The 22,334-nt window shown below is 54.6% G+C and carries 24 protein-coding genes, 12 tRNA genes, 1 rRNA gene and 1 pseudogene; 35 read left to right on the top strand and 3 right to left on the bottom strand.

All coding sequences use genetic code 11. From position 1 onward, the window contains the following. Window positions 1-303: 303 nt before the first annotated feature. The 16 genes and pseudogenes from ACFSOY_RS14150 to deoC form a co-directional block, all read left to right on the top strand. Window positions 304-567 (top strand): annotated as a pseudogene (locus tag ACFSOY_RS14150) (helix-turn-helix transcriptional regulator); the annotation flags it as partial. 135 nt (window positions 568-702) lie between these two features. Then, a complete protein-coding gene (locus ACFSOY_RS14145) occupies window positions 703-1,209 on the top strand; it encodes a GyrI-like domain-containing protein (protein ID WP_386047653.1) in 507 nt (168 codons plus the stop codon). Window positions 1,210-1,475: 266 nt separating this feature from the next. Beyond that, a tRNA-Ser gene (locus ACFSOY_RS14140) sits at window positions 1,476-1,567 on the top strand. A 3-nt stretch (window positions 1,568-1,570) separates the two neighbouring features. Next, window positions 1,571-1,647: transfer RNA gene (locus ACFSOY_RS14135), tRNA-Met, on the top strand. A gap of 7 nt (window positions 1,648-1,654) precedes the next feature. After that, window positions 1,655-1,729 (top strand) — tRNA-Gln (locus ACFSOY_RS14130). Window positions 1,730-1,732: 3 nt separating this feature from the next. Beyond that, window positions 1,733-1,809 (top strand) — tRNA-Leu (locus tag ACFSOY_RS14125). Between the two features lie 3 nt (window positions 1,810-1,812). Continuing rightward, window positions 1,813-1,888 (top strand) — tRNA-Thr (locus ACFSOY_RS14120). A 5-nt stretch (window positions 1,889-1,893) separates the two neighbouring features. Continuing rightward, a tRNA-Glu gene (locus ACFSOY_RS14115) sits at window positions 1,894-1,970 on the top strand. 3 nt (window positions 1,971-1,973) lie between these two features. Then, window positions 1,974-2,049, top strand: a tRNA-Val gene (locus tag ACFSOY_RS14110). A gap of 19 nt (window positions 2,050-2,068) precedes the next feature. Next, window positions 2,069-2,144, top strand: a tRNA-Met gene (locus tag ACFSOY_RS14105). Between the two features lie 4 nt (window positions 2,145-2,148). Further along, window positions 2,149-2,225: transfer RNA gene (locus tag ACFSOY_RS14100), tRNA-Asp, on the top strand. Window positions 2,226-2,239: 14 nt separating this feature from the next. Beyond that, a tRNA-Phe gene (locus ACFSOY_RS14095) sits at window positions 2,240-2,315 on the top strand. Between the two features lie 142 nt (window positions 2,316-2,457). Continuing rightward, window positions 2,458-2,532: transfer RNA gene (locus ACFSOY_RS14090), tRNA-Gly, on the top strand. A 3-nt stretch (window positions 2,533-2,535) separates the two neighbouring features. Continuing rightward, window positions 2,536-2,612, top strand: a tRNA-Ile gene (locus ACFSOY_RS14085). Between the two features lie 25 nt (window positions 2,613-2,637). After that, window positions 2,638-2,754 (top strand): 5S ribosomal RNA (gene rrf, locus ACFSOY_RS14080). Window positions 2,755-3,133: 379 nt separating this feature from the next. Further along, window positions 3,134-3,832 carry a deoxyribose-phosphate aldolase gene (deoC, locus tag ACFSOY_RS14075; RefSeq protein WP_386047651.1) on the top strand — a complete coding sequence of 233 codons (699 nt, stop codon included), beginning with the start codon at window positions 3,134-3,136 and terminating at the stop codon, window positions 3,830-3,832. Window positions 3,833-3,886: 54 nt separating this feature from the next. Here the strand turns inward: deoC and ACFSOY_RS14070 are convergent, their stop codons facing one another. Beyond that, the gene (locus tag ACFSOY_RS14070; RefSeq protein WP_386047621.1) at window positions 3,887-4,831 is read right to left on the bottom strand and encodes a Na/Pi cotransporter family protein; all 945 of its coding nucleotides are present in this window, start codon (window positions 4,829-4,831) and stop codon (window positions 3,887-3,889) included. Between the two features lie 79 nt (window positions 4,832-4,910). Here ACFSOY_RS14070 and ACFSOY_RS14065 point away from each other — a divergent pair, with 79 nt between their 5' ends. From ACFSOY_RS14065 to ACFSOY_RS13980, 18 genes are all read left to right on the top strand, one after another. After that, window positions 4,911-6,122 carry a class I SAM-dependent rRNA methyltransferase gene (locus ACFSOY_RS14065; protein WP_386047619.1) on the top strand — a complete coding sequence of 404 codons (1,212 nt, stop codon included), beginning with the start codon at window positions 4,911-4,913 and terminating at the stop codon, window positions 6,120-6,122. A gap of 245 nt (window positions 6,123-6,367) precedes the next feature. Further along, window positions 6,368-6,544 (top strand): 30S ribosomal protein S21, encoded by a 177-nt coding sequence (gene rpsU, locus ACFSOY_RS14060; RefSeq protein ID WP_038086206.1) that lies wholly within the window; start codon window positions 6,368-6,370, stop codon window positions 6,542-6,544. A gap of 15 nt (window positions 6,545-6,559) precedes the next feature. Continuing rightward, window positions 6,560-7,003 carry a GatB/YqeY domain-containing protein gene (locus tag ACFSOY_RS14055; RefSeq protein ID WP_386047617.1) on the top strand — a complete coding sequence of 148 codons (444 nt, stop codon included), beginning with the start codon at window positions 6,560-6,562 and terminating at the stop codon, window positions 7,001-7,003. Between the two features lie 122 nt (window positions 7,004-7,125). Further along, the gene (locus ACFSOY_RS14050; RefSeq protein WP_386047615.1) at window positions 7,126-8,490 is read left to right on the top strand and encodes an NfeD family protein; all 1,365 of its coding nucleotides are present in this window, start codon (window positions 7,126-7,128) and stop codon (window positions 8,488-8,490) included. Window positions 8,491-8,511: 21 nt separating this feature from the next. Further along, window positions 8,512-9,513: a flotillin-like protein FloA gene (gene floA / locus ACFSOY_RS14045; RefSeq protein WP_386047649.1), complete on the top strand. Its 1,002-nt coding sequence runs from the start codon at window positions 8,512-8,514 to the stop codon at window positions 9,511-9,513. 10 nt (window positions 9,514-9,523) lie between these two features. Then, window positions 9,524-10,021, top strand: a complete 498-nt coding sequence (locus ACFSOY_RS14040; protein ID WP_386047614.1) for a hypothetical protein — start codon at window positions 9,524-9,526, stop codon at window positions 10,019-10,021. A gap of 139 nt (window positions 10,022-10,160) precedes the next feature. Continuing rightward, a complete protein-coding gene (yqfC, locus tag ACFSOY_RS14035; protein WP_386047612.1) occupies window positions 10,161-10,442 on the top strand; it encodes a sporulation protein YqfC in 282 nt (93 codons plus the stop codon). A gap of 22 nt (window positions 10,443-10,464) precedes the next feature. Further along, window positions 10,465-11,637 (top strand): sporulation protein YqfD, encoded by a 1,173-nt coding sequence (gene yqfD, locus ACFSOY_RS14030; RefSeq protein ID WP_386047610.1) that lies wholly within the window; start codon window positions 10,465-10,467, stop codon window positions 11,635-11,637. Window positions 11,638-11,743: 106 nt separating this feature from the next. Then, the gene (locus tag ACFSOY_RS14025; protein WP_386047608.1) at window positions 11,744-12,706 is read left to right on the top strand and encodes a PhoH family protein; all 963 of its coding nucleotides are present in this window, start codon (window positions 11,744-11,746) and stop codon (window positions 12,704-12,706) included. A 39-nt stretch (window positions 12,707-12,745) separates the two neighbouring features. Beyond that, entirely contained in the window at window positions 12,746-14,845 is a 2,100-nt protein-coding gene (locus ACFSOY_RS14020) for an HD family phosphohydrolase (protein ID WP_386047606.1), read from the top strand. 48 nt (window positions 14,846-14,893) lie between these two features. Further along, window positions 14,894-15,397 carry an rRNA maturation RNase YbeY gene (gene ybeY, locus ACFSOY_RS14015; RefSeq protein ID WP_386047605.1) on the top strand — a complete coding sequence of 168 codons (504 nt, stop codon included), beginning with the start codon at window positions 14,894-14,896 and terminating at the stop codon, window positions 15,395-15,397. An 8-nt stretch (window positions 15,398-15,405) separates the two neighbouring features. After that, window positions 15,406-15,888 carry a diacylglycerol kinase gene (locus tag ACFSOY_RS14010; RefSeq protein ID WP_386047603.1) on the top strand — a complete coding sequence of 161 codons (483 nt, stop codon included), beginning with the start codon at window positions 15,406-15,408 and terminating at the stop codon, window positions 15,886-15,888. Window positions 15,889-15,893: 5 nt separating this feature from the next. Next, window positions 15,894-16,292 carry a cytidine deaminase gene (gene cdd / locus ACFSOY_RS14005; protein WP_386047601.1) on the top strand — a complete coding sequence of 133 codons (399 nt, stop codon included), beginning with the start codon at window positions 15,894-15,896 and terminating at the stop codon, window positions 16,290-16,292. Next, on the top strand, window positions 16,289-17,206 hold the full coding sequence (era, locus tag ACFSOY_RS14000; protein WP_386047599.1) for a GTPase Era: 918 nt from the start codon (window positions 16,289-16,291) through the stop codon (window positions 17,204-17,206). Before cdd ends, era begins: the two co-directional genes overlap by 4 nt. A 110-nt stretch (window positions 17,207-17,316) precedes the next feature. Next, window positions 17,317-17,475: a YqzL family protein gene (locus ACFSOY_RS13995; RefSeq protein WP_386047597.1), complete on the top strand. Its 159-nt coding sequence runs from the start codon at window positions 17,317-17,319 to the stop codon at window positions 17,473-17,475. Between the two features lie 34 nt (window positions 17,476-17,509). Next, window positions 17,510-18,262 (top strand): DNA repair protein RecO, encoded by a 753-nt coding sequence (recO, locus tag ACFSOY_RS13990; RefSeq protein WP_386047596.1) that lies wholly within the window; start codon window positions 17,510-17,512, stop codon window positions 18,260-18,262. A gap of 30 nt (window positions 18,263-18,292) precedes the next feature. Continuing rightward, window positions 18,293-18,826 (top strand): DUF4342 domain-containing protein, encoded by a 534-nt coding sequence (locus ACFSOY_RS13985; RefSeq protein WP_386047594.1) that lies wholly within the window; start codon window positions 18,293-18,295, stop codon window positions 18,824-18,826. 938 nt (window positions 18,827-19,764) lie between these two features. After that, on the top strand, window positions 19,765-19,971 hold the full coding sequence (locus tag ACFSOY_RS13980) for a hypothetical protein (RefSeq protein ID WP_386047592.1): 207 nt from the start codon (window positions 19,765-19,767) through the stop codon (window positions 19,969-19,971). A 56-nt stretch (window positions 19,972-20,027) separates the two neighbouring features. On the opposite strand, the gene lgt is transcribed toward ACFSOY_RS13980, so the two are convergent. Together lgt and ACFSOY_RS13970 are read right to left on the bottom strand one after the other, a co-directional pair. Beyond that, window positions 20,028-20,834, bottom strand: coding sequence for a prolipoprotein diacylglyceryl transferase (gene lgt, locus ACFSOY_RS13975; protein WP_386047590.1), 807 nt, complete (start codon window positions 20,832-20,834; stop codon window positions 20,028-20,030). Window positions 20,835-20,926: 92 nt separating this feature from the next. Then, complete coding sequence (locus ACFSOY_RS13970) at window positions 20,927-21,346, bottom strand: EamA family transporter (protein ID WP_386047589.1); 420 nt, start codon at window positions 21,344-21,346, stop codon at window positions 20,927-20,929. Between the two features lie 339 nt (window positions 21,347-21,685). Here ACFSOY_RS13970 and ACFSOY_RS13965 point away from each other — a divergent pair, with 339 nt between their 5' ends. After that, complete coding sequence (locus ACFSOY_RS13965) at window positions 21,686-22,129, top strand: hypothetical protein (RefSeq protein ID WP_386047587.1); 444 nt, start codon at window positions 21,686-21,688, stop codon at window positions 22,127-22,129. The last annotated feature ends 205 nt before the right edge of the window (window positions 22,130-22,334 follow it).

Raw genomic sequence — 22,334 nt, 5'->3', positions numbered from 1 at the left:
GCCAATGGTACTTGGACCGCAGGGTCCTGGGAGAGTAGGTCGCCGCTAGGCGTGATGAGACTCGATCTGAGAGATCGGGTCTTTTTTGTGCTTAGAGTTTTGTGTTTGAGAATGTAGGGGATCGTGTTCGAAACGGAGAACTATCGGAGCGGGTGCGAATGCACTGCTCGGGGAGCGCACTGCACTTGTAGTGGAGATGAGATTGACTTCGACAGATCTGAACGGATCGACATTACTTAGAGCAGAAAACGTCAAGAAGAATCGTTCTGTTTCCATTATGATGAAGATGTGGGAGGGGAAGCGATGGAAGCGATGGAAGCGATTCAGCGTGTCCAAGCGACGATCGATTATATTGAAGAACATCTGACAACAGATATTGAACTGAGTGAGTTGGCAAGGGAAGCGTGCTATTCCGCATTCCACTTTCACCGCCTGTTCCAGCTGATCACTGGAGTATCGGCGGTCAGCTATATCAAAAATCGGCGTTTGGATCGCGCAGCAACTGAATTGATCTGCTCCAATCGCAAGATAGTGGATATCGCCTTGGAATACGGGTTTGGATGTCATGAAACGTTCACAAGAGCGTTCAAGCGCTGCTTTCAGACAACGCCAGGCGAATATCGCAAAACGGGTTGTCATGTACCGATCTTCCCTCGCATCAGTCTAAAAATTGACGGTCATCAAGGAGAAGGAGGAACTGAGATGAAACCAATCATTCTCAACAAACCAGAAATGAAAGTGGTCGGCTATGCGATCAGAACTTCGACGGTCGAGCAGCGCAGCCTGCGTGAGATCCCAATCTTCTGGCAACGATACATTGAGGAGAAGATGTGGGAGACGATCCCGAACAAGTTGAACGACCGCGTTGAGATGGGTGTCTCGATCGATTGCGACTGCGAAGGTGGCGACTTCACCTATCTGATCGGGTTCGAGACGGACGCTGAACTCGATCTTACAGACAGCGAGTTGATCTGCCGCACCCTTCCAGCTGCGACCTACGCGGTGTTTACCACGCCGCCGGTGCCGGAAGAAAAGTTCTCCGATACGATTCAAGCGACGTGGAAAGAGATCTTCCAAAACTGGTTTCCTGACTCGGGATATGAGCATGCTGGCGCGCCTGAAATCGAGTTGTACGATGAGCGCACACAAAACCGAGAGGCGAAGCAGATGGATATCTACATCCCGATTCAGCCTCGAATGAACGGATAAGCGGCGACGAGCAAACCTCAAGCATTCGGTGAGGTTTGTTCGTCTCTGCGCTCCGCCTGAAAAGCTGGCAAATGAAAGTGATAGAATGTGAAAAACTGAGGAAACGAGATCAAAGGGGACAAGGTTTTTACATAATGTCGAAAATGGTCGATTTTGTTTGCTGAACAGGAAAGAAACTGATTGATTCCAGAGTGTTGATGTGTTAAGATAAGTCCTGTCGCCACGAGAACTGATGTGGATGACGAGCAATCATAAGAATCATTGATGGAGAGATGTCCGAGTCCGGTCGAAGGAGCACGATTGGAAATCGTGTAGGCGGGAAACCGTCTCGGGGGTTCGAATCCCCCTCTCTCCGCCATGTGGCGGCGTAGCTCAGTTGGCTAGAGCAATCGGTTCATACCCGGTGGGTCGGGGGTTCAAGTCCCTCCGCCGCTACCACAATCAATGGGGAGTCGCCAAGCGGTAAGGCAACGGACTTTGACTCCGTCATGCGAAGGTTCGATCCCTTCCTCCCCAGCCATTTGCCAGAGTGATGGAATTGGCATACGTGCGCGACTCAAAATCGTGATTTTGTGGGTTCGAGTCCCACCTCTGGCACCACCCGCCTTCATAGCTCAGTAGGTAGAGCGCATCCATGGTAAGGATGAGGTCATCGGTTCGATTCCGGTTGAAGGCACCATGTTTGGCCCGTTGGAGAAGCGGCTTAACTCACCGCCCTTTCAAGGCGGCATTCACGGGTTCGAATCCCGTACGGGTCACCATTTGGAGGTTTAGCTCAGCTGGGAGAGCATCTGCCTTACAAGCAGAGGGTCGGCGGTTCGATCCCGTCAACCTCCACCATTCTTTAACCTAATATTGTCGCGGGGTGGAGCAGTTGGCAGCTCGTCGGGCTCATAACCCGAAGGTCGCAGGTTCGAGTCCTGTCCCCGCAACCAACCTGGAGCTGTGGTGTAGAGGCCTAACATGCCTGCCTGTCACGCAGGAGACCGCGGGTTCGAATCCCGTCAGCTCCGCCATTTTCAAACTGCAAGGCTCGGTAGCTCAGTCGGTAGAGCAGAGGACTGAAAATCCTCGTGTCGGCGGTTCGATTCCGTCCCGAGCCACCATTTGTTTCAAGTACCTTTTTGAAGGTAGTCCAACTAAGGGCGCGACATTTTGGCGTAGCGTTGGATGCTGTGCAATGCGAAGAGGAAGTCCAACTAAGAACGCGACGTCCTGTCGCAACGTTGGACGCGGTACATCCTGTACGCGGAAGTGGCTCAGGGGTAGAGCATCGCCTTGCCAAGGCGAGGGTCGCGGGTTCGAATCCCGTCTTCCGCTCCATAAGGGCCCATAGCTCAGTTGGCTAGAGCGCACGACTGATAATCGTGAGGTCGGAAGTTCGAATCTTCTTGGGCCCACCATTTCTTACAATTTACATCCCCATAGTCTAGTGGTAATGTCGCGGAGGTCACACCTGTTCCCATCCCGAACACAGAAGTTAAGCTCCGCAGAGCCAATGGTACTTGGACCGCAGGGTCCTGGGAGAGTAGGTCGCCGCTAGGCGTGATGAGACCCGATCTGAGAGATCGGGTCTTTTTCTTTTTGTATGTGAAAAGGGAATAGAAGAGGTGCCGCGTTCGAAGCGGAGCGGAGAACCACCGGAGCGAAAGCGAAGGTATGGTACTTGGACCGCAGGGTCCTGGGAGAGTAGGTCGCCGCTAGGCAGCATGAAAAGACTCGGTTCCTTTTGGAATCGGGTCTTTTTTTGAACCGAATCGACCCTGCGCAGAAGAGAGAACCGATTCATTTTGTTTTCGATAGGACGGGAGCAACTTGGAAATGATATAATAACGGTCACAGATTTGCCAGAGGAGGAAAAACAATGCTTGAGATCATTTCGCAAGCGAAAGCGGCAGTTGAAGCTGCGATCGGTTCTGTACATATGGAGGAAGGGAACTATACCCCAGTGCCACTCGAAGAGGTGACCGCTATCATCGACCACACGCTGCTCAAGGCGGACGCATCGCCAGAGGCGATCGACCAGCTTTGCAGTGAGGCAAAAACATATAATTTCTTCTCCGTTTGCGTGAACCCGGTCTACGTGGCGCGCGCGGCAGAAAAACTTGCCGGAAGCAGAGTGAAAGTCTGCACGGTCATCGGGTTCCCGCTCGGTGCCAACACGTCGGAGGTCAAGGCGTTTGAAGCGCACGATGCGGTCGAAAAAGGGGCGCACGAGGTGGACATGGTCATTCCGGTCGGCCTGCTCAAAGCAGGTCAGCTCAAGGCGGTCTATGAGGACATCAGAGCGGTTGTCGACGCGGTCGGAGAGCGTGCGCTCGTCAAGGTCATCATCGAAACTGCGCTGCTCACCGATTTGGAGAAGGCGATCGCCTGCTTGCTGTCGGCGGCGGCAGGAGCCGATTTTGTCAAAACATCGACCGGCTTTTCCACCGGGGGTGCGACGCCAGAAGATATCGCGCTGATGCGTGCGTCGGTCGGGCCGAACGTTGGCGTAAAAGCGTCTGGCGGCGTCCGTTCGCTTGAGGACGCAGTACATGTGATCACAGCGGGTGCGAACCGCATCGGCTGCTCGGCGGGCGTGTCGATCGCCGAAGGGAAAACATCCGCTTCGAGCTACTAGTTCCGTTCTCGACAGGAGATGCGCGCAAAACGTTTTGCTTTCCGAGCCGGGCGATCATTTGACCGGCTCCGGCATCAGCCAGATGACGAGGCTCGCATACCACTTGGTGAACGGCCAGACGGCGAGCGAAGAGATCAGATTGAACAGCAGATGTGAGGTCGCCACCTGAACCGAGATGTTGTCGCTGAACAGCCGGCACAGATCTGCAAACCCGGTTAGGAACGGCAGGAACAGCACCACGCCAAACACGTTGAGGATGACGTGAGCGAGCGCGACGCGCTTCGCATTGAGCGGTTGTCCGATCGCGGCGATCACAGAGGTCACGCAGGTGCCGATGTTGTTGCCCAACACGATTGCGATCGCGCCTTCCAAGCCGATCAGCCCCTGGCCGGCCAAGACGATCGTCAGCATCGTCGTCGCGGTCGACGAAGTGATGATCGCCGTCAGCAGGCAGCCAGCGAGCACGCCGAGCAGCGGATGCTGAGCAGACTCGGACAGGAAGCTCTTGAACCAATCGGTTTGGCTGAGCGGTTGCAGGGCGCGTTCGATCAGCTCCAGCGCGAGAAAGATCGCGGCAAAGCCGAGCACAGCGAGCCCGATGTACTTATATTTGCCGCGCAACAGCAGAGACAGCAACACGCCGAGGACCAACGAGGGAAGGATCAGCGCGTCGAGGTCAAAAGAGAGCATCTGCGTGGTGATCGTCGTGCCGATGTTGGTGCCTAAGATCACGCCGAGCGAGTCGGCAAAGGTCATCACGCCGGCTGAGACGAGGCCGATGGAGATGATGCTGACACCGGCGCTTGAGTGGATCAGCGCGGTCAGCACCGTTCCGGTGACCAGACCGCGCGTCGGCGTCTTGACGAAGCGTCCGATCAGGTCAGGAAGGCGGTCGAGCGCCATGCGCTCCATCCCGGTGCGCATGATCCACATTCCAGCTAGAAAGCCGGAGAGCCCGAGCGCAAGCAGCAAGAAGGACTTCCAAAACAGTTGAACCACCTCCAGGCGCTTTCGATATTAATAATGCATATGCAGACTCGTCCACAGACTTGTATGTAGAAAAAGGAGATCTGTCACGATGGCAAGCGTGTATCTGAACAAAAAGCGCAAAAAGCGCTTGGAACAAGGTCACCCTTGGATTTTTGCTGGGGAGATTGAACGTATGGAAGGCGACCCGCAACCGGGTGAGATCGTCTCCGTTCATGCGCATAACGGCATGTTTTTAGCAAAAGGCTATTACAATTCGCGCTCGCAGATCAGAGTTCGTGTGATGACCTACAAACAGGCGGAGGAGATCGACGAGAGCTTTTTTGTGCGGCGCATTCAAGAGGCGTGGGACTATCGCCAGCGCATGCTCTCCGACGTGAACGGTTGCCGCCTGATCTACGGCGAGGCAGACTTTTTGCCCGGCCTGATCGTGGATAAGTTTGGCGATACGCTCGTCCTCCAGGTCTTATCGCTCGGCATGGAGATCAGAAAACAGGAGATCGTGCGAGCGCTGCTCGCTGTGATCCAGCCAAAAGCGATCTATGAGCGCAGCGATGTTGGCGTTCGTGAGCTGGAAGGTCTGGAGCAGACGACAGGGCTTCTTCACGGTGAGCTGGAAGAGCAGATCGTCATTCAGGAGAACGGCCTGAAGATGATCGTCGACGTGGTCGGAGGCCAGAAGACGGGCTACTTTTTTGACCAGCAGGAAAACAGAGCTGCGATCAAAGACTATGTGAAGACGGGCGTCGACGGTCAACCGGGCTCTTCGGTGCTCGAATGCTTCTCCCATACCGGATCGTTCACCGTGCACGCAGCCGCATTTGGCGCAAAGCAGATCACCTGTCTGGATATTTCGGAGCATGCGATCGACACGGCGATTCGCAACGTGGAGATCAACGGGCTGGAAGAGGAAGCAGACTTTGAGTTTGTGGTCGCCGATGCGTTCGAACAGCTGCGCGTGTGGGAGCGAGAGGGCAGAAAGTGGGATGCGGTGATCCTCGACCCACCCGCATTTGCAAAATCGCGCCAGGCGGTCCCAGGGGCGATCAGAGGATACAAGGAAATCAACCTGCGGGGGATGAAATTGGTCAAGGAGCGCGGCTTTTTGATCACCGCTTCCTGCTCGTATCACATGCACCCCGATCTCTTTTTGGAGACGATCGCCGAAGCGGCGGTCGACGCGAGAAAAATTTTGCGCCTCGTCGAGTTTCGCTCGGCCGGTCGTGACCATCCGAAATTGCAGGGGATGGAGGAGAACAACTATCTGAAGTTCGCAGTCTTCGAAGTGAGAAGCAGAGGCTGAAGACAGCAGGTACAAGAGTCTTTCTTCTTCGCTGTTTAGAATTTAGCAAGAGAATGACAGTATGGGGCCGATTGTTTACTTTTCGAAGTGGATGCTCTATAATTGTTGGGCATTGAGGTAGCCCATCGGTTGACATTGTTTTTAGGGCTATACTATAATGTTTTTTGACGGACTATTGTCTGCTCTCTGGTCTACCGAATGATGCATTCGGTATGTAGTTGCTTGGCGGAGGGAGGGAAATCAAGGTGTCAGAAGTCAAGGTTCGCAAGAACGAATCTTTGGATAGCGCACTTCGTAGATTTAAGCGTGCTACCGCAAAGGATGGTATCCTCGCGGAAGTCAAGAAGCGCAAACATTACGAAAAGCCCAGCGTCGCCCGTAAGAAAAAATCCGAAGCTGCTCGTAAGAAGAAGAAATACTAAGGAGGCAGTTTTACCATGAGTCTAACCGAACGCCTTAACGAAGATATGAAACAAGCGATGAAGGATAAAGACAAAGTCCGCTTGTCGGTTATTCGCATGGTTCGGACGGCTATCAAGAACGCTGAGATCGATAGTAAAACGACGCTTTCAGACGATGAAGTGATCGCCGTATTGAATCGCGAACTCAAACAGCGTCGTGATTCCCTCCAAGCATTTGAATCTGCAGGCCGCCAGGATTTAGTTGATGAAGTGAACCGGGAGATTCCGGTCCTGATGGATTACCTTCCGACTCAGATGTCGGAAGAAGAGGTCCGTGCTATCGTCAAGGAAACTATCGCCGAAACTGGCGCTGCGGGAAAAAAGGACATGGGAAAAGTGATGTCCGCGCTCATGCCAAAGGTGAAAGGGCGTGCCGACGGCAAGCTCGTCAACCAAGTGGTGCAACAAGAGCTTCAATAATGATTGCATGCAAAAGCCATGTGCCGAACGTTCGGTACATGGCTTTTTGTGTGTAGGTGCAACCTTTATCGTGTTCATCCGTAGAAAAGAGTAAGAATAGGCAAAAGAAAGGAGGCGCAAATGTGAAGCGATTTCTCCTTGGTATCATCGTCTGTTTGCTGATGATCGCCTCCTTTTCGGGGTTGACTCCGACACCTGCCCAAGCGGTCGGTGGCGGAAGCGTTTTTGTGATCCCGGTGGAAAATGAGATCGAGACCGGCTTGACCACATCGCTGCGCCGTGCGTTTACGATGGCAGCAGAGCAGGACGCGAAGGCGATCGTGCTCGATATCAACACGCTCGGCGGGCGTGTTGATGCCGCGATGGAGATCGGCGAGCTGGTTCGCGGCGCAGATGTGCCGGTGATCGCCTACATCCGCAGCAAAGCGATCTCGGCGGGCTCGTATATCGCCTTGAACGCACCGCACCTTGCGATGGCACCAGGCTCGACGATCGGCGCGGCAGAAGTGCGACAGGCGGACGGAGAGGTGGCCGACCCGAAGGTGGTCGCATTCTGGCGAGCAGAGATGGTCGCCGCCGCCGAGCACACCAAGCGCGACACGAACATCGTCGCAGGAATGGTCGATCGCAATGTGGTGATCGATGGGCTGAAAGAAAAAGGGGAGCTGGTCTCCCTCTCCGCCGAGCAAGCGGTGAAGTACAAGCTGGCAGATGGCATTTTTCCGGATCTGAAAGCGGCTTTGCAGCAGTACGGCTATGCTGGCGCTGAGATCCAAATCTACGAGCCGACCCTTTCGGAGAAACTCGGACGGTTTGTCACGCAGCCGTTGGTGATTCCGCTGTTGTTGATCATCGGCTTGATGGGTCTGACATGGGAGATGGTTGTGCCAGGCAAGCTCTTGCCGGGCGTGATCGGGGCGAGCAGTTTGGCGCTCTACTTCTGGGGCCATATGGCGGCCGGCTTTGCCGGATGGGAATCGGTGATTCTCTTCTTGGCAGGCGTAGTGCTGATGATCGCCGAAATATTTGTAGCCGGATTTGGCATCGTCGGTGCGCTTGGCGTGATTTCGCTGGGAGCCGGGGTGGTGCTGGCAGCGCATGATACCACCTACGGATTGAAGGCGATGTTGTTCGCAATCATTTTATCGGTCGTGCTTGGCGCAGTGCTCTTCAAATATTTTGGACATCTCGGCATCTGGAAAAACATCATCCACACCGAGCGACAGGAAAAGGCGGACGGGTATGTGCCGACCCGCAGCTACCGACACATGATGTATCAGGTCGGGCGCACCGTCACACCGCTTCGTCCCTCCGGGACGGCCGTCTTCCAAGGCCAGAGGTTTGATGTGGTCAGCGAAGGCGCATGGCTGCCTGTGGAGACAGAAGTGCAGATCGTCCTGATCGAAGGAACGCGCATCGTCGTGCGCCCGGTGAAACAGGGGGAGCGCAACGTCGTGATTCCCGTTCAGGGCGAACAGGAGAAATAAGGAGGAGAAATGTTCATGACTATGGATGCAACGCTTGTGGGCTTGTTAGCTCTGGTCGCAGTCGGCCTGATCTTGCTGGCCGTGATCTTTACGTTCGTGCCGGTGATGCTCTACATCTCGGCATGGGCATCTGGAGTGCGAGTGTCGATCTTTACGCTGATCGGGATGCGCTTGCGCCGAGTGGTTCCCTCGCGCATCGTCAACCCGCTGATCAAAGCGCATAAAGCGGGTCTCAACCTGAACACCAACCAGTTGGAAAGCCACCATCTCGCGGGCGGGAACGTCGACCGCGTCGTCAATGCGCTGATCGCAGCGGAGCGCGCCGACATCAACCTCGCCTTCGAACGGGCGGCTGCGATCGATCTGGCAGGTCGTGAAGTGTTGGAAGCGGTGCAGATGTCTGTCAACCCGCGCGTCATCGAAACACCGATCGTAGCGGCAGTCGCAAAAGATGGTATCGAAGTGAAAGTTCGCGCTCGCGTCACCGTGCGGGCTAACATCGACCGTCTCGTCGGCGGTGCAGGGGAAGAGACGATTCTCGCCCGCGTCGGCGAGGGGATTGTCACGACGATCGGTTCGGCCGAATCGCACAAGCAAGTGCTGGAAAATCCGGATGCGATCTCGCAAACGGTCCTGACCAAAGGGCTGGATGCGGGCACCGCCTTCGAAATTCTTTCGATCGACATCGCAGACGTCGATGTCGGTAAAAACATCGGGGCAGAGTTGCAGACCGACCAGGCGGAAGCTGACAAGCGCATCGCGCAGGCAAAAGCGGAAGAGCGCCGGGCGATGGCGGTCGCTCGCGAGCAAGAGATGAAAGCGTACGTCGAAGAGATGCGCGCAAAAGTTGTGGAAGCGGAGTCGGAAGTGCCGCGCGCGATGGCAGAAGCGCTGCGCACCGGCAAGCTGGGAGCGGTCGATTATCTGAACCTGCAGAATCTGATGGCCGACACGGAGATGCGCACCTCCTTTGCGACCCTGAGCGATGAGGAGTCTGAAGGCGGAGACTTGACCAAAAAGTAGGTGAGGCAGGGTGGACTTTGAGTATACTTGGATCATTCCGATACTTGTCGCCATCGTGTGGAACATTTTCAAAAAGAAGTCGGAAGCTGAAAAAAAGGGGAATCGCCAGCAAAACGTTGAGCTTTGGAAGGTGATCGGCAAAACGGTAGAAGAATATTTGGAGATCGGCTCTGACGATGAACAGAAGAAAGAGCAAGCGGCCAAGCCAAAAGAGGCGAGCCAGCCGGAGCTTCAGCCTGATCATCGAGCGGAAGCGAATCGCCCGCCAGAGCCATCGCCAGAATCGCTGCCAGAAATGCTGCCCGAACAGCTGAAGGTAGCTGTGCCGAGCATGAGCGTCGGTTCGAGAGGCGCAGCTGCACCTGTTCATGCTGCCCAAAGGCCGACCCGAGCTGCACACCCGGAGCTCTTGACCAAACAGAACCTCAAGCGAGCGGTATTCCTGCGCGAAGTCCTCGGCGAGCCGCGCTCGAAACAACCGTGGCGGCCAAATCGCAAAGGGCGCTAGCGAACGCATCTCAACAAGCAAAGCGTCAAACAGCAAAAGGAGAGACCTCTTCCCTACTGGGAAGGTCTCTCCTTTTGCGTTGTCTTCGTACTAGCGCGGGCGACCGGCGCATATGTACATAGAAAAGGAGGGGGCCGCTGTGCGCACCACGTGGAGTCAACGCGTAAAGAAACTGGCTGCCGAGTTGCTCGACGTGCCAAAAGACTCGGTTCTCGATCTGCCCCGCATCACCCTGATCGGGGGCATGCAACTGTATGTGGAGAATTACCGAGGCGTCAAAGAGTTTCGAGATGATCTGCTTCGCCTCGCGCTTTCCCAAGGCGAGCTCAGTGTGCATGGCAAAGAGCTGACGATCAAAGCGATCTTTCCGGCCGAAGTGGTGATCGAAGGAAGCATCTCGGGCATCCAATACAAAGAATAAGCCGTTACAGGAGGAACCGCTCATGTTAGGAAGGTGGTTGCTTGACTTTTGGCATGGCTATGTGGTCATGTCTTTGCGGGGAGAGCGCATTCCGGAGCTATTGAACAGGGCGACCGAGCAGGGGATTCTGTTCTGGGAGATCAAACAGGTAGGCGAAAATGTCTATCGTCTGAAGATGCACCGCAAGGATGTGGCGAGACTGCGCGCTCTGCTCAGCAAGACGCGCACGCGCATCCGCTTTGAGCGCAAGCGAGGGGTGCCTTTTTTGGCGTGGCGGGCGCGGCGGCGGAAGTTTTTCGTCGCAGGAGCGCTCACTTTTTTCATCTCGCTCTATGCGCTCACCTCGTTCGTCTGGGAGGTGGAGGTCAGCGGAGATCTTCAGCGCCTGCAGCAAGAGCGCATTTTGCAGGCCGCTTCTGAGATCGGGATTCACCGCGGGATGCGGATCGGCAAACTGCCGGACACCGACATCTTGCAGAATCAACTGCTGGATAAAATTCCGGAGCTCTTCTGGGCGGGCGTGCAGATTCAGGGCACGAAAATCTCGATCCAAGTCGTCGAGAAGGTACCAGGTATCGAAGCGCCCTCCAACCAACCGCAAAATATTGTCGCGTCGAAAAAAGGGGTGGTCAAGCAGATCCAACCGCATCGCGGGGTCGCGATGGTCAAGCGCGAGACGCTGGTCGTTCCTGGGCAGGTGCTGATCTCCGGCACGCTCGACGATGGAAAGACGCGCGTGCATGCGTCAGGTGTCGTCAAGGCGGCGGTGTGGTACACGTCCAAGCTGACCGTCGCGCTCAAGACGTCGCGCAAGGCGTTCACCGGCGAAGCGGTCGAGAAGCAGTTTCTCACCTTTTTTGGCCATCCGGTGCAGATCTGGGGCTATGGCAAGGTTCCGTTCGAAAATGCAGAGGAGACAAGCGAGGACAAGGCGCTGAAAATCGGGGACTTTGTCTTCCCGATCCAGTTTCGAACCACCACCTATCAGGAGGTGGAAGCGGAGCAGGTGACGCTGACCAAGGAACAGGCGGAAGAAGAAGCGCTTCGGCTCGCCAGAATGGACTTGCAGGGGAAGATCGGGGAGGACGCGGAGTTCACCAAGCAAAAAGTTTTGCGGAGTACTATAAAAGATGGTAATTTAGAGGTAGAAGTATTCAGCGAAGTTCTGGAAAACATCGGGACTCCTCAAGGATGATGACAGAGGATCGCGCGGGTCGAAAGAATTGTGAAACCGAATGGAAGTTAGCAGACTCGACGGCGAGTTCAAGATAGATACGCATCTAAAGGAGTGGAGCAAAGGATTGGACAACCAACCGATCACGAAAAAGCTGGCTTTGCAAGATAATCATGAGGCGACTCAACTGTTTGGCCCTCATGATGCCCATCTCAAACAGATCGAAGGGGCGTTTGCGACCAAGATTCATGTTCGCGGCATCGAGATCACGATGACGGGCAGTCAAGAGGAGATCGAAGTGTTGGAGCACCTGTTCTCCGTGCTGATCAAGCTGATCCGCAAAGGGCAGGCGATCAAGGAGCGAGACATCGCCTATGCGATCAAGCTGGCGCAGACGAGCTCTGCTGAACAGCTGTTAGAGCTGTACGCAGAGGAGATCGCCACCACCTACAAGGGCAAGTCGATTCGCATCAAGACGCTCGGGCAGCGCGACTACATCCGCGCGATCAAAAAGCGCGACATCGTCTTCGGGGTCGGACCGGCCGGCACGGGCAAGACCTATCTCGCAGTCGTCATGGCGGTCACCGCGCTGAAAAAGGGCGAGGTGAAGAAGCTCGTGCTGACCCGTCCGGCGGTCGAGGCGGGAGAGAACCTCGGCTTTCTGCCAGGCGACCTGCAGGAGAAGGTCGATCCGTATCTGCGGCCGCTCTACGATTCGCTCTACGACGTGCTCGGCCCGGAGAACACAGCCAAGTATATGGAGCGCGGCATCATCGAAGTCGCGCCGCTCGCCTACATGCGCGGGCGCACGCTGGAAGATTCCTTCGTGATCATGGACGAAGCGCAGAACACCACGCCCGAACAGATGAAAATGTTCTTGACGCGGCTCGGTTTTGGGTCGAAAATGGTCGTCACAGGGGATGTGACCCAGATCGATCTGCCGCGCGGCAAGCTGTCCGGCTTGAACGAAGCGGTTCGCATTTTAAAAAAGGTTGAGGACATTTCGTTTATCTTCTTGACGGAGCAGGATGTCGTACGACATCATCTGGTGCAAAAGATCATCCAAGCGTACGATGAAGAGCTAGGTTGATCGGTCGGCCTAGCAAGGAAAAGGTAAGGAGAAGAAGCGATGATGAGGAGCAATCTGCTGAGACACATTCGACAGATCACACTAAGTCCTGAAACGAAAAAAAGCCGCTCCTTGCGGGTGACGATCTATGTCGTTCTCTCGGTGCTCCTTTATTTTCTTTTTATTGGCAACGTGTTGCCGGAGCGCTACGACTATCATGTCGGCTCGATCGCGGAGAAGCAGATCAAGGCGCCGACAGATGCTGTGGACAAGCGTGCGACCGAGCTGGCGCGCGAAGAGGCGGCAGGCAAGATCACCCGCCAATTCAATCGCGACACCGGGGTCGAGCAGCGAGCGGTCGAGAACTTGGACAAGTTTTTCGAAGCGATCAAGCGGGTGAAGGGCGATCCGACGATTCCGGAAGCGGAACGATATGAGAACATGCGCAAAGCGAATCTGCAGGCGATGATCAAGGAGGATGCGGTCAAGAGCTTCCTCACCCTCCCGACCGAAAGCTTGCAAAGCGTGAACAAAGAAGCGGTTCGCATCGCAGAAAATATCTACTCCGAAGAGATCTATGAAGAGACGATGCCGGTGATCGATCAGAAGCTCGACGCTCAGCTGGGCTACTCGGACCTCGATCGCGACAAGCGGATGATCGTCAAAGAGCTGGTCAAGACGGTCGTCCGCCCGAATATGATCTATGACAAGGAAGCGACGGAGAAAAAGCGCGCAGAAGCGATGCAGAACGTCTCGCCGATCATGATCTACATGGGGGAGATCATCGCCAAAGAGGGAGAGCGGATCGATGAGAGCATCTATTCGCGGTTAAAAGACCTCAAGCTGACAGACGAAGAGCCGAACTACCTGATGTATGTCGGCCTGGCAGGGTTTGTCGTGCTCTGGACGCTCGTGCTCGCCTTCTATCTGGAGCTGATCGGGTCGAAGGTCGGCAAGAACAACCTCCTGCTGCTCTGTCTGGCGATCATCATTGTACTGACGGCGGCGGGGATGAAGGTGCTCTCGCTCGGCGAATCGCTCGGATTTGCCACCATCGGGTATCTGACGCCTGTGGCGATGGGCACGATGATAGTGACGATCCTGTTCGATGCGCAGCTGGGCATCATGCTCTCCTTTTTGTTCGCGCTGATGACCGGACAGGTGTTCGATGCGAAGCTCCAATTCGTCTTCGTCTCGTTTATCGCAGGGCTGGTCGGCACGTTTGCAGTCTCGCGCGTCAAACACCGCATGGTGATCATGCGGGCAGGGTTTATCATCGCCGGGGTCAACCTCTTGACGATCACGGTGATGCAGGCGCTCGCCTCGTCGGGGACAGAGTTTAGCCAGTACCTGCAATCGCTGCTCTTCGGCATCATCTCCGGCGTGTTCTCAGCGGTCGTCACCATCGGCGTGCTGCCGTTTTTGGAGAGCTCGTTTGGCATCCTGACGCCGATCTCGCTCTTGGAGCTGTCCAACCCGAACCATCCGCTGCTCAAGAAGCTGCTGATGGAAGCGCCGGGGACCTACCATCACTCGCTGATCGTCGGCAACCTCGCCGAAGCTGCAGCAGAGATGGTTGGCGCCGATCCGCTGCTCTGCCGGGTGGGGGCGTACTACCACGATGTCGGCAAGATGAAGCGGCCGCTGTTCTTTATCGAGAATCAGCTGTCCAAGGAAAATCCGCATGACAAGATCGCGCCGAGCCTGTCACACCTGATCATCACCTCACACGTTCGCGACGGTCTGGAGATGCAGGAGGAGCACCGCCTGCCGAAGCCGATTCGCGACATCTGTCTGCAGCATCACGGCACGACGATCCTGTGGTACTTTTACAACAAGGCGCTGGAGCAGGACAAGAGCGGCACGATCAACGTGGACGACTTCCGCTATGACGGGCCGAAGCCGCAGTTTAAAGAGGCGGCGATCGTCATGCTCTGCGACGCGGTCGAGGCGGCGGTGCGCTCGATGAACCGCCCGACGCCCAATCGGATCGAGTCGGTGATCCACAAGATTTTTAAGGACCGCCTAAACGATGGTCAGCTCGACGAGTGCGACCTGACGCTCAAAGATCTGGACAGGATCGCCGACGCGTTTTTGCGCACGCTCAACGGGATCTACCACGCGCGTATCGAATATCCGGAACTGCCTAAATCAAAATGATCTGCTACCACATCGAACGACTAGTCGCAAGTTGAAGGAGTTAGAGCTATGGAACGCAACCCGATCACGGTGGAAATAGTGAATGAGTACGGGGAAGAATTCAGTTTTGACGTCGAAGAACTGCTCGGTCGAGCGCTCGCCAGCGCCGCAGACCATGAGCGCATCGAAAGCGGAGATGTGGTGATCTCGCTCGTCAGCGATGAGGAGATCCACGAGCTCAACCGCACCTATCGCGGCAAGGATGCGCCGACAGATGTGCTTTCCTTTGCGATGATGGAAGAGGCGGCAGAGGAGCCTGAGATCTTTTTCGATGCGGAAGATGCGGATCAGATCGAACAGGACGACATGCTCGGCGACATCATCATCTCGGTGCCGACCGCCAAGCGTCAAGCGGAAAGCTACGGCCACAGCTTGGAGCGCGAGTTGGCGTTTCTCGCGGTGCACGGCTTCCTGCATCTGATCGGCTATGATCATGGCACCGAGGAAGAGGAGCAGGAGATGTTTTCCCGTCAGGAAGCGATCATGGAGGCAGCGGGAATCAAGCGGGGGTGAAGCCCGAAATGTTTCAGCAAAGCAAGCTGTTGAAAAGCTTCTCATATGCGGTCGAGGGCATGACCCATGCCCTGACCACACAGCGCAACATGCGGATTCATTTTGTTGTTGCGCTGTGTGCCATGATCTTGAGCTTGCTGCTCGACCTGAGCAAGCTGGAGATCGTGCTCGTCTTTTTTTCCATCATCTTGGTCGTGGCAGCAGAGCTGTTCAATACGGCGATCGAAGCGGTCGTCGATCTTGTGACCCACGACTATCACCCGCTGGCGAAGATTGCCAAAGATATGGCAGCAGCAGCCGTCTTGCTGACGGCAGTACATGCGGTGATAGTCGGTTTTTTTGTCTTCTTTGATAAATTGTTTCCGCCCAAATTCCGCAATCTGCAGGACACGGGGGAGATGGCGATCTACGTGGCGTTCATCCCGCTCGGCATCCTCGTGCTCCTCTTGATCTCTTGGCGGGCGTACGCACGAACTAAAAAGCAGGGGTGACCTACATGGAAATGATGGAACTGGTGAGGATGGCGAAACTGGCGCGGGAGAGAGCGTACGTACCTTATTCGAAGTTCCCGGTCGGAGCGGCGCTTCTGCTTGCAGATGGCGAAGTGGTGACCGGATGCAACATCGAAAATGCGGCGTTTCCGCTGTGCTGCTGCGCAGAGCGGACCGCAATCTTTAAAGCGGTATCAGATGGGAAGGCTAACATTCAGAAGATCGCGGTCGTCGCCGACACGGACGGGCCGGTCTCGCCTTGCGGGTCCTGCCGCCAGGTGATGGCCGAATTTTGCCCGGCAGACACGCCGGTCATCTTGTCGAACTTACAAGATGCGATCCGTGAGACGACGGTGGGAGAATTGTTGCCGTTTGCATTTCAAAAGGAGGACTTGGTGGAGTGAGCAATCGAGATTCGAAACAGAAGACACGTTCCGGCTTTGTCGCAATCGTAGGAAGACCGAACGTGGGGAAATCCACGCTGATGAACTACATGGTCGGTCAGAAGGTGGCGATCACAGCCGACAAGCCGCAAACGACGCGCAACCGAATTCACGGGGTGGTCACCCATGAGCGAGGGCAGATCATCTTCATGGATACGCCTGGCATCCACAAGCCGAAACACCGCTTGGGCGAGCACATGGTCAAAGTGGCAGTGCAGACGCTGCGGGAAGTGGAAGCGGTGCTGTTCCTCGTCGACGCGACGATGCAAAAAGGGGCGGGCGACGAATATATCATCGAGATCTTAAAGTCGGTCAAAGACACGCCGATCTTCCTCGTGATCAACAAGATCGATCTGATCGAAAAGGAGAAGCTGCTAAAGATCATCTCCTCGTACAAAGATGAGTTTCCTTTTGCTGAGATCATCCCGATCTCGGCGATGGCAGGAGACAATGTGGAGCGGCTTCGCGATCTGATCTTAGATCTGCTGCCCGAAGGTCCGTACTACTACCCGCCCGATCAGGTGACCGACCATCCGGAGCGGTTTATCGTCGCGGAGCTGATCCGTGAAAAAGTGCTCCGTCTGACCAGGGAAGAGGTGCCGCACTCTGTGGCGGTGGAAGTGGAGCAGATGCAGGCAAAAGAGGATCGCAACATGCTCTACATCCATGCGGCGATCTACACAGAACGAGATTCGCAAAAAGCGATCATCATCGGCAAACAAGGCTCTGTGCTGAAAAAGGTCGGCCAGATGGCTCGAACGGATATCGAACGGCTGCTCGGATCAAAAGTATATCTGGAACTGTGGGTCAAGGTAAAAGCTGACTGGCGCAATCGGGAACATATGCTGCGCAACTTCGGATTTACTGAGGAGTAGAAGGCATCCATACAATCATCTCTGACAGTATTTCCATAGTATAGGGTACAGGTCGATTGCGAACTATAGAGTTACGATGTTTGGCAGCACCCTCACTCTTGGAAGAAAGGATGAGCTACATGCGAGATTTTTCGTGGCGATACTTCGAGAGTACAGGTGAGATTGATGCCTATCTTCTCTATAAAGCATGTCAGAGCTTGAACCGTGAATCCTTTGGAGAGGCAGCAGAGCAGAGGTTGGAGTACGAGCTGGAAGCACGCACAGAATAGAGCGCTTGTTTGACGGGACGAAAGAGGTTGCCCGATGAAAAAAGTGGATGCGATCGTGTTGCGCACGGTCGATTATGGGGAGAGCAACAAAATCCTGACATTGCTGTCTGACACGCACGGGAAATTCGGAGCGATGGCGCGCGGGGCAAAAAAGCCGCAGAGCCAGTTAAACTCCGTTTCCCAGCCTTTTGTTCACGCATCGTACATGATCACGATCGGCGAAGGGCGCGGGATGGGAACGATCATGCAAGCGGAGCTTTACGATTCCTTTCGGACGATCGGAGAAGATCTGTTCAAAGCTGCATACGCGTCTTATGTGGTGGAGTTAGCCGACCGCTTTGTGGAAGAACGCGAGCCCTCACGAGGCGTTTTTTTATTGATCTTGACCTTGCTCACCCATCTTGCAGAAGGCAAAGACCCGGAGATCCTGGTGCGGCTCTGCGAGATGAAGATGCTCGATCTCGCCGGCATCCGTCCTGAGCTCTTCCACTGTGCGCACTGTTTCCGGCAGTTGGAGCAGTCGATTCGCTTCAGCATCAAGCATGGCGGGCCGCTGTGCGGAGATTGTCATCATGCGGACGAGCGGGCGATCTGGATGAAGCCGGTCGCGCTCAAACTGTTGCAGACATTTCAAACGATGGATGTGCGCAGGCTCGGTGAGGTGAAGGTCGGCGATGATGTGCGCCGTCAGTTGGGCAAGATCATGAAGCAATATCTGGATGAATACAGCGGCGTGAGTTTTCGGTCTCGTACATTTTTAGAACAACTCCATAAATACGACCTATAGCTGAAGCACATCTTGGAGGAGTGACAGACGATGGCAGACCCGATGCTTGAGAAAGTGGACATCTTGCGCAAACGCTTCCAGATTTCTTATCGCGAGGCGTACGATGTGTTGGAGAGAAATGATCGCAATGTGGTGCGCGCTTGCATCGAGCTTGAGGGGCACGCATGTGATACCGGTCTTGCAGGGAAGATGGAAGAGCGGATTCAGGTGATGGGAAGCGACTTGGTGGGGAAGATTCAGGAGATCGTGCAAACCGGACAAGCGTCGAGCATTCGCGTCATGCGAGATGGGCGCACCGTGATGGCGATTCCGACGGCGGTGGGCGTGGTCGGTGCGCTGATCTTTCCGTATTTGGCAGTGCTGGGAACGGCGGCAGCAGTGGCAGCTCGCTACGAAGTTGTGATCGACAAGCGCGTCGGACAGCCGAGCGGTGTTGGACATCGTCCAAGTGTAGTCAACGTGCATCATGAGACGGCCGAACCTCAAGCAGATGAGCAAAATGTGGGTGTCACGCCATCCGTATCCTCTGGCAAGATGGGCAATCTGAATCGCGTGCAAGTATAGGTGTAGGAATAGGCGAAAGCGAACAAGGCAGGTTCTGACGTTTCAGATGTCAGGATCTGCCTTGTTGATTTGTGTGGTGGAGGACGAGAGAGCAGAGTGCAGAGTGCAGAGAGCACGATGGCCGAGCGCTTCGGTCGAAGTCGAACTGTGTTGAGCGGGCGGTGCCTCTCTGGGAAGTTTGTACCCCTTTTTGTGTGTTTGTACCTTCCAGACGCTCGGGCGTTTGCATATTTGTAGTACTAACGAAAGAGGGGGTGTTCGAGATGCAACGCAGACGTTTTGGACTGAAACTGAATATGCGGTCGAAAGCGGAGTTGATGAAAACGATCACGTCTCAAGTTAATGCGGAGCAGATACCGGAGTTGTTTCGAGAGACTCTTCAGGCGCTGCAGGCGGCAGAGGAAGAGAGTGTGAGTAGGCAAGAGATCGAGCAGTCATTGAACGGAGATCAGACGCTGAGTGCTGATCCGATGCAAAACACAGACTCGATGCAGGGCACAGCCCCAATGCAAAGCACAGCGCCAATGCAAAGCACAGCGCCAATGCAAAGCACAGCGCCAATGCAGGGCACAGCCCCAATGCAAAGCACAGCGCCAATGCAAAGCACAGCCCCAATGCAAAGCACAGCGCCAATGCAAAGCACAGCGCCAATGCAAAGCACAGCCCCAATGCAAAGCACAGCCCCAATGCAAAGCACAGCCCCTTTGCAAAGCACAGTCCCAATGCAAAGCACAGTCCCAATGCAAAGCACAGTCCCAATGCAAAGCACAGTCCCAATGCAAAGCACAGTTCCTGCGCATAGCACAATCCCCTTGCAAAGCACAGCTCCTACGCAGAACACAGCTCCGATACAGAACACGACTCCCATGCAGGCTACCGTCCCCGACCAAAACACAGACCCTGTGCAAAACTCAGTCCCCGAAGAAACTGCAAACCCCATGCAAAACACTTACTCCGCGCAGAACTCAATCCCTTGGCCAAGCGCACAGTACACTCCCCCATCGACTTCGACCTACCAGCCACCGTCCACAAACGCACAACAGGAGAGTGTCGACGCGATGGTCGAAGAGGTTCTCCGCGCGGAAGTGATCCCTTATGAGCAGGTGCCAGCCTATATGCAAAACATCGAGGAGGAAGAGACATAAGCAAATGAAAAGAACAAATGAAAAGTGACATCCCAGATTGGGATGCCACTTTTGTTTTAAGAGGTGGGAACCGCTTCTTCCGCTTTGTTTGCGGGGCTGGTCTTGGCTGGACGATAGTGGAGATAGATCATAAACCCGATGGCGAGCACGATCACCGTCAAGCTCGTCCACTGCGCTGCGGTCAGCCCGACCATGCGATCCGAATCCCCGCGCAAGAACTCCAGAGCGAAGCGCCCGATCGAATAGAGAATGTTATAGGCGAGGAACAGATAGCCGGTCGGCACGCGGCGCATCTTGATCAGGAACAGGAGCGCCAACACGATCAGATCCCATTGCCCTTCCCAGACTTCAGCTGGCCAGAGCGGTTGTGAGCCGTAGGTGGCATATGCGAAGGTGCCTTCCGGGTAGACGAGTCCGAACGAGCTGCCGGTCGGCGAGCCGAACGCATCGCCGTTGAGCAAGCAGGCGATCCGCCCGATCGCTTGTCCTAAGATGATGCCAGGTGCCACGATGTCGGCAAACTCCCAAAAGAGGATCTTGTTGCGCCATGTGTACAGGCCACCGCCGATAAAGCCGCCAACGAGCCCGCCTTGGATCGACATGCCGCCATTCCAGATGGCAAAAATATCGCCGAGATTTTGCGAGTAATAGCCCCACTCGAAGAAAAGCACTTGCCAGAGGCGTGCCCCGATCAACGAGCCGACGATCGCCCAGATCGCCATCCCCGAGATGTGCTCCGCATATTTACCTTCCTGCTTCGCCATGTAGCTGGCCATGCCGATCGCCAGCAGGATGGAGATCGCGACGACCGTTCCGTAGGATCGAATGGGGAAATCCCCGATGTAAAAGAGTATTTGATGCACGAAGCATACCTCCCAAATTCGCTCAGAAAGCGGACGACTTCAAAATAATTGTAGCCGACCGCGAAGCAGAAAGGAAGGTGATTCAGGTCACACTATGCCTTGACGATCAGAACTGAACCGATCACGATCAGAGCACACCCGGCCACCATGCCCAGATTCACTTTTTCCTTTAAGAAAAGCGCGGCGAGCACGAGGGTGAAGACGATGCTCAGGCGGTCGATCGGTGCTACTTTTGACGCGGACGCCTGTTGCAGAGCGCCAAAGTAAAACATCCACGAGGCGGCTCCGGCGAGGCCGGAGAGAATGATGAACAAAAGCGGCCGCATGCTGATCTCCCGAATGTGTCCGATCGTGCCGTTGAAGGTGATGAACAGCAGTGTGGCGACCGCCATGACCACAGCGCGCACAGCGGTCGCCACGTTGGAGTCGACGTTCTGGATGCCAATCTTCCCGAGGATGGCGACAAAAGAAGCGAAAAGTGCGGAAAGTAGTCCATAGATCAACCATGACATGCTATCGGTGCCCCCTCATATCCTTGCGTTTCATTTGGTATGCGCCAGAGGAGGGGAAAATAAACTTTTTTTGCAAACATCCTCCAAAGTTTAGCTGATTTTGTGACATTTATATCCAGATGATGCCATCCTAGCGATTAAAAAAGTATTGCATCGCGAGTTCTATTACACTGCATATTCCTAAATGAATATCTTTATCGCTCTAGCCGAGTATTCTCATCCGATAACCAGTTAGTTGATAATTATTGTTCGAGAGGAAGGAATCATCAAAATTATTAATTTGATATTGTATATCTATAGAATTGAAAATATTCAGATAATAAAAACGGAGGGATAAACATGAAAAAACTCGTGGTAGTCGCAACAACACTTGTAGTGATGGGGATGTTCGCTCCAATCAGTAGCGCTGCGCCAGTCAACACCGTAACAGAGGGGAATCATATGGAGATTGCATCAGTTTCACCAGATACCTATAGCTCTCCGTATTCGACCAAAACTTTTGCCTATCTCTACTTCAACGGTTCTCAAAGTCTCTTGATCGATTACACCAGAAAAGTAAACTTCGATGGGCATCAGTCCCCTTCACTTGGGGATACTTTGGCGCCCTCTGTCCAGTATCAACTTGAAAATACAAGTTACCCCTACAACACTTACACAGCTTCAACCGTTTCTGGGACAGGATATTTCTCAGGCTCCTTCGGTGTCGTCCCTGAGGGTGTCTATCGAGTAAAGGCAACTCTGGTTGGTGGTGTATCGGCAAGTGGTTGGTTGGATATTTTCTAAAACACTTAGCATGTCACAAAAACTTGGCATGTTTTAGTGACTCCACTCTTTTTAGCAAAGAGATCCCTTTCAACAAGCGGGGTCTTTTTTGCTTTCACCAGCCAGGCTTTTTGCATATGCTGTCATCGCAACACAGTTGCTAACAAAGCCGCGACCATAACGAGCCACAAGCTATTCCAAAGGATGATATTTATAATCTAATTCC

Source organism: Tumebacillus lipolyticus (assembly GCF_042682745.1).
GTDB lineage: Bacteria > Bacillota > Bacilli > Tumebacillales > Tumebacillaceae > Tumebacillus_A > Tumebacillus_A lipolyticus.
The sequence above is the reverse complement of the archived record's forward strand: the minus strand, read 5'-3'. Positions and strand labels throughout refer to the sequence as shown.

Excerpts from the sequence above, each read along its gene's own strand:
- ACFSOY_RS14145 (WP_386047653.1), top strand. The coding sequence starts at position 703 with ATGAAACCAATCATTCTCAACAAACCAGAAATGAAAGTGGTCGGCTAT.
- deoC (WP_386047651.1), top strand. The coding sequence starts at position 3,134 with ATGGAGGAAGGGAACTATACCCCAGTGCCACTCGAAGAGGTGACCGCT.
- ACFSOY_RS14065 (WP_386047619.1), top strand. The coding sequence starts at position 4,911 with ATGGCAAGCGTGTATCTGAACAAAAAGCGCAAAAAGCGCTTGGAACAA.
- ACFSOY_RS14055 (WP_386047617.1), top strand. The coding sequence starts at position 6,560 with ATGAGTCTAACCGAACGCCTTAACGAAGATATGAAACAAGCGATGAAG.
- floA (WP_386047649.1), top strand. The coding sequence starts at position 8,512 with ATGGATGCAACGCTTGTGGGCTTGTTAGCTCTGGTCGCAGTCGGCCTG.
- yqfD (WP_386047610.1), top strand. The coding sequence starts at position 10,465 with ATGTTAGGAAGGTGGTTGCTTGACTTTTGGCATGGCTATGTGGTCATG.
- ACFSOY_RS14020 (WP_386047606.1), top strand. The coding sequence starts at position 12,746 with ATGATGAGGAGCAATCTGCTGAGACACATTCGACAGATCACACTAAGT.
- ybeY (WP_386047605.1), top strand. The coding sequence starts at position 14,894 with ATGGAACGCAACCCGATCACGGTGGAAATAGTGAATGAGTACGGGGAA.
- ACFSOY_RS14010 (WP_386047603.1), top strand. The coding sequence starts at position 15,406 with ATGTTTCAGCAAAGCAAGCTGTTGAAAAGCTTCTCATATGCGGTCGAG.
- cdd (WP_386047601.1), top strand. The coding sequence starts at position 15,894 with ATGGAAATGATGGAACTGGTGAGGATGGCGAAACTGGCGCGGGAGAGA.
- ACFSOY_RS13995 (WP_386047597.1), top strand. The coding sequence starts at position 17,317 with ATGAGCTACATGCGAGATTTTTCGTGGCGATACTTCGAGAGTACAGGT.
- recO (WP_386047596.1), top strand. The coding sequence starts at position 17,510 with ATGAAAAAAGTGGATGCGATCGTGTTGCGCACGGTCGATTATGGGGAG.
- ACFSOY_RS13985 (WP_386047594.1), top strand. The coding sequence starts at position 18,293 with ATGGCAGACCCGATGCTTGAGAAAGTGGACATCTTGCGCAAACGCTTC.
- ACFSOY_RS13980 (WP_386047592.1), top strand. The coding sequence starts at position 19,765 with ATGCAAAACACTTACTCCGCGCAGAACTCAATCCCTTGGCCAAGCGCA.
- ACFSOY_RS13970 (WP_386047589.1), bottom strand. The coding sequence starts at position 21,346 with ATGTCATGGTTGATCTATGGACTACTTTCCGCACTTTTCGCTTCTTTT.
- ACFSOY_RS13965 (WP_386047587.1), top strand. The coding sequence starts at position 21,686 with ATGAAAAAACTCGTGGTAGTCGCAACAACACTTGTAGTGATGGGGATG.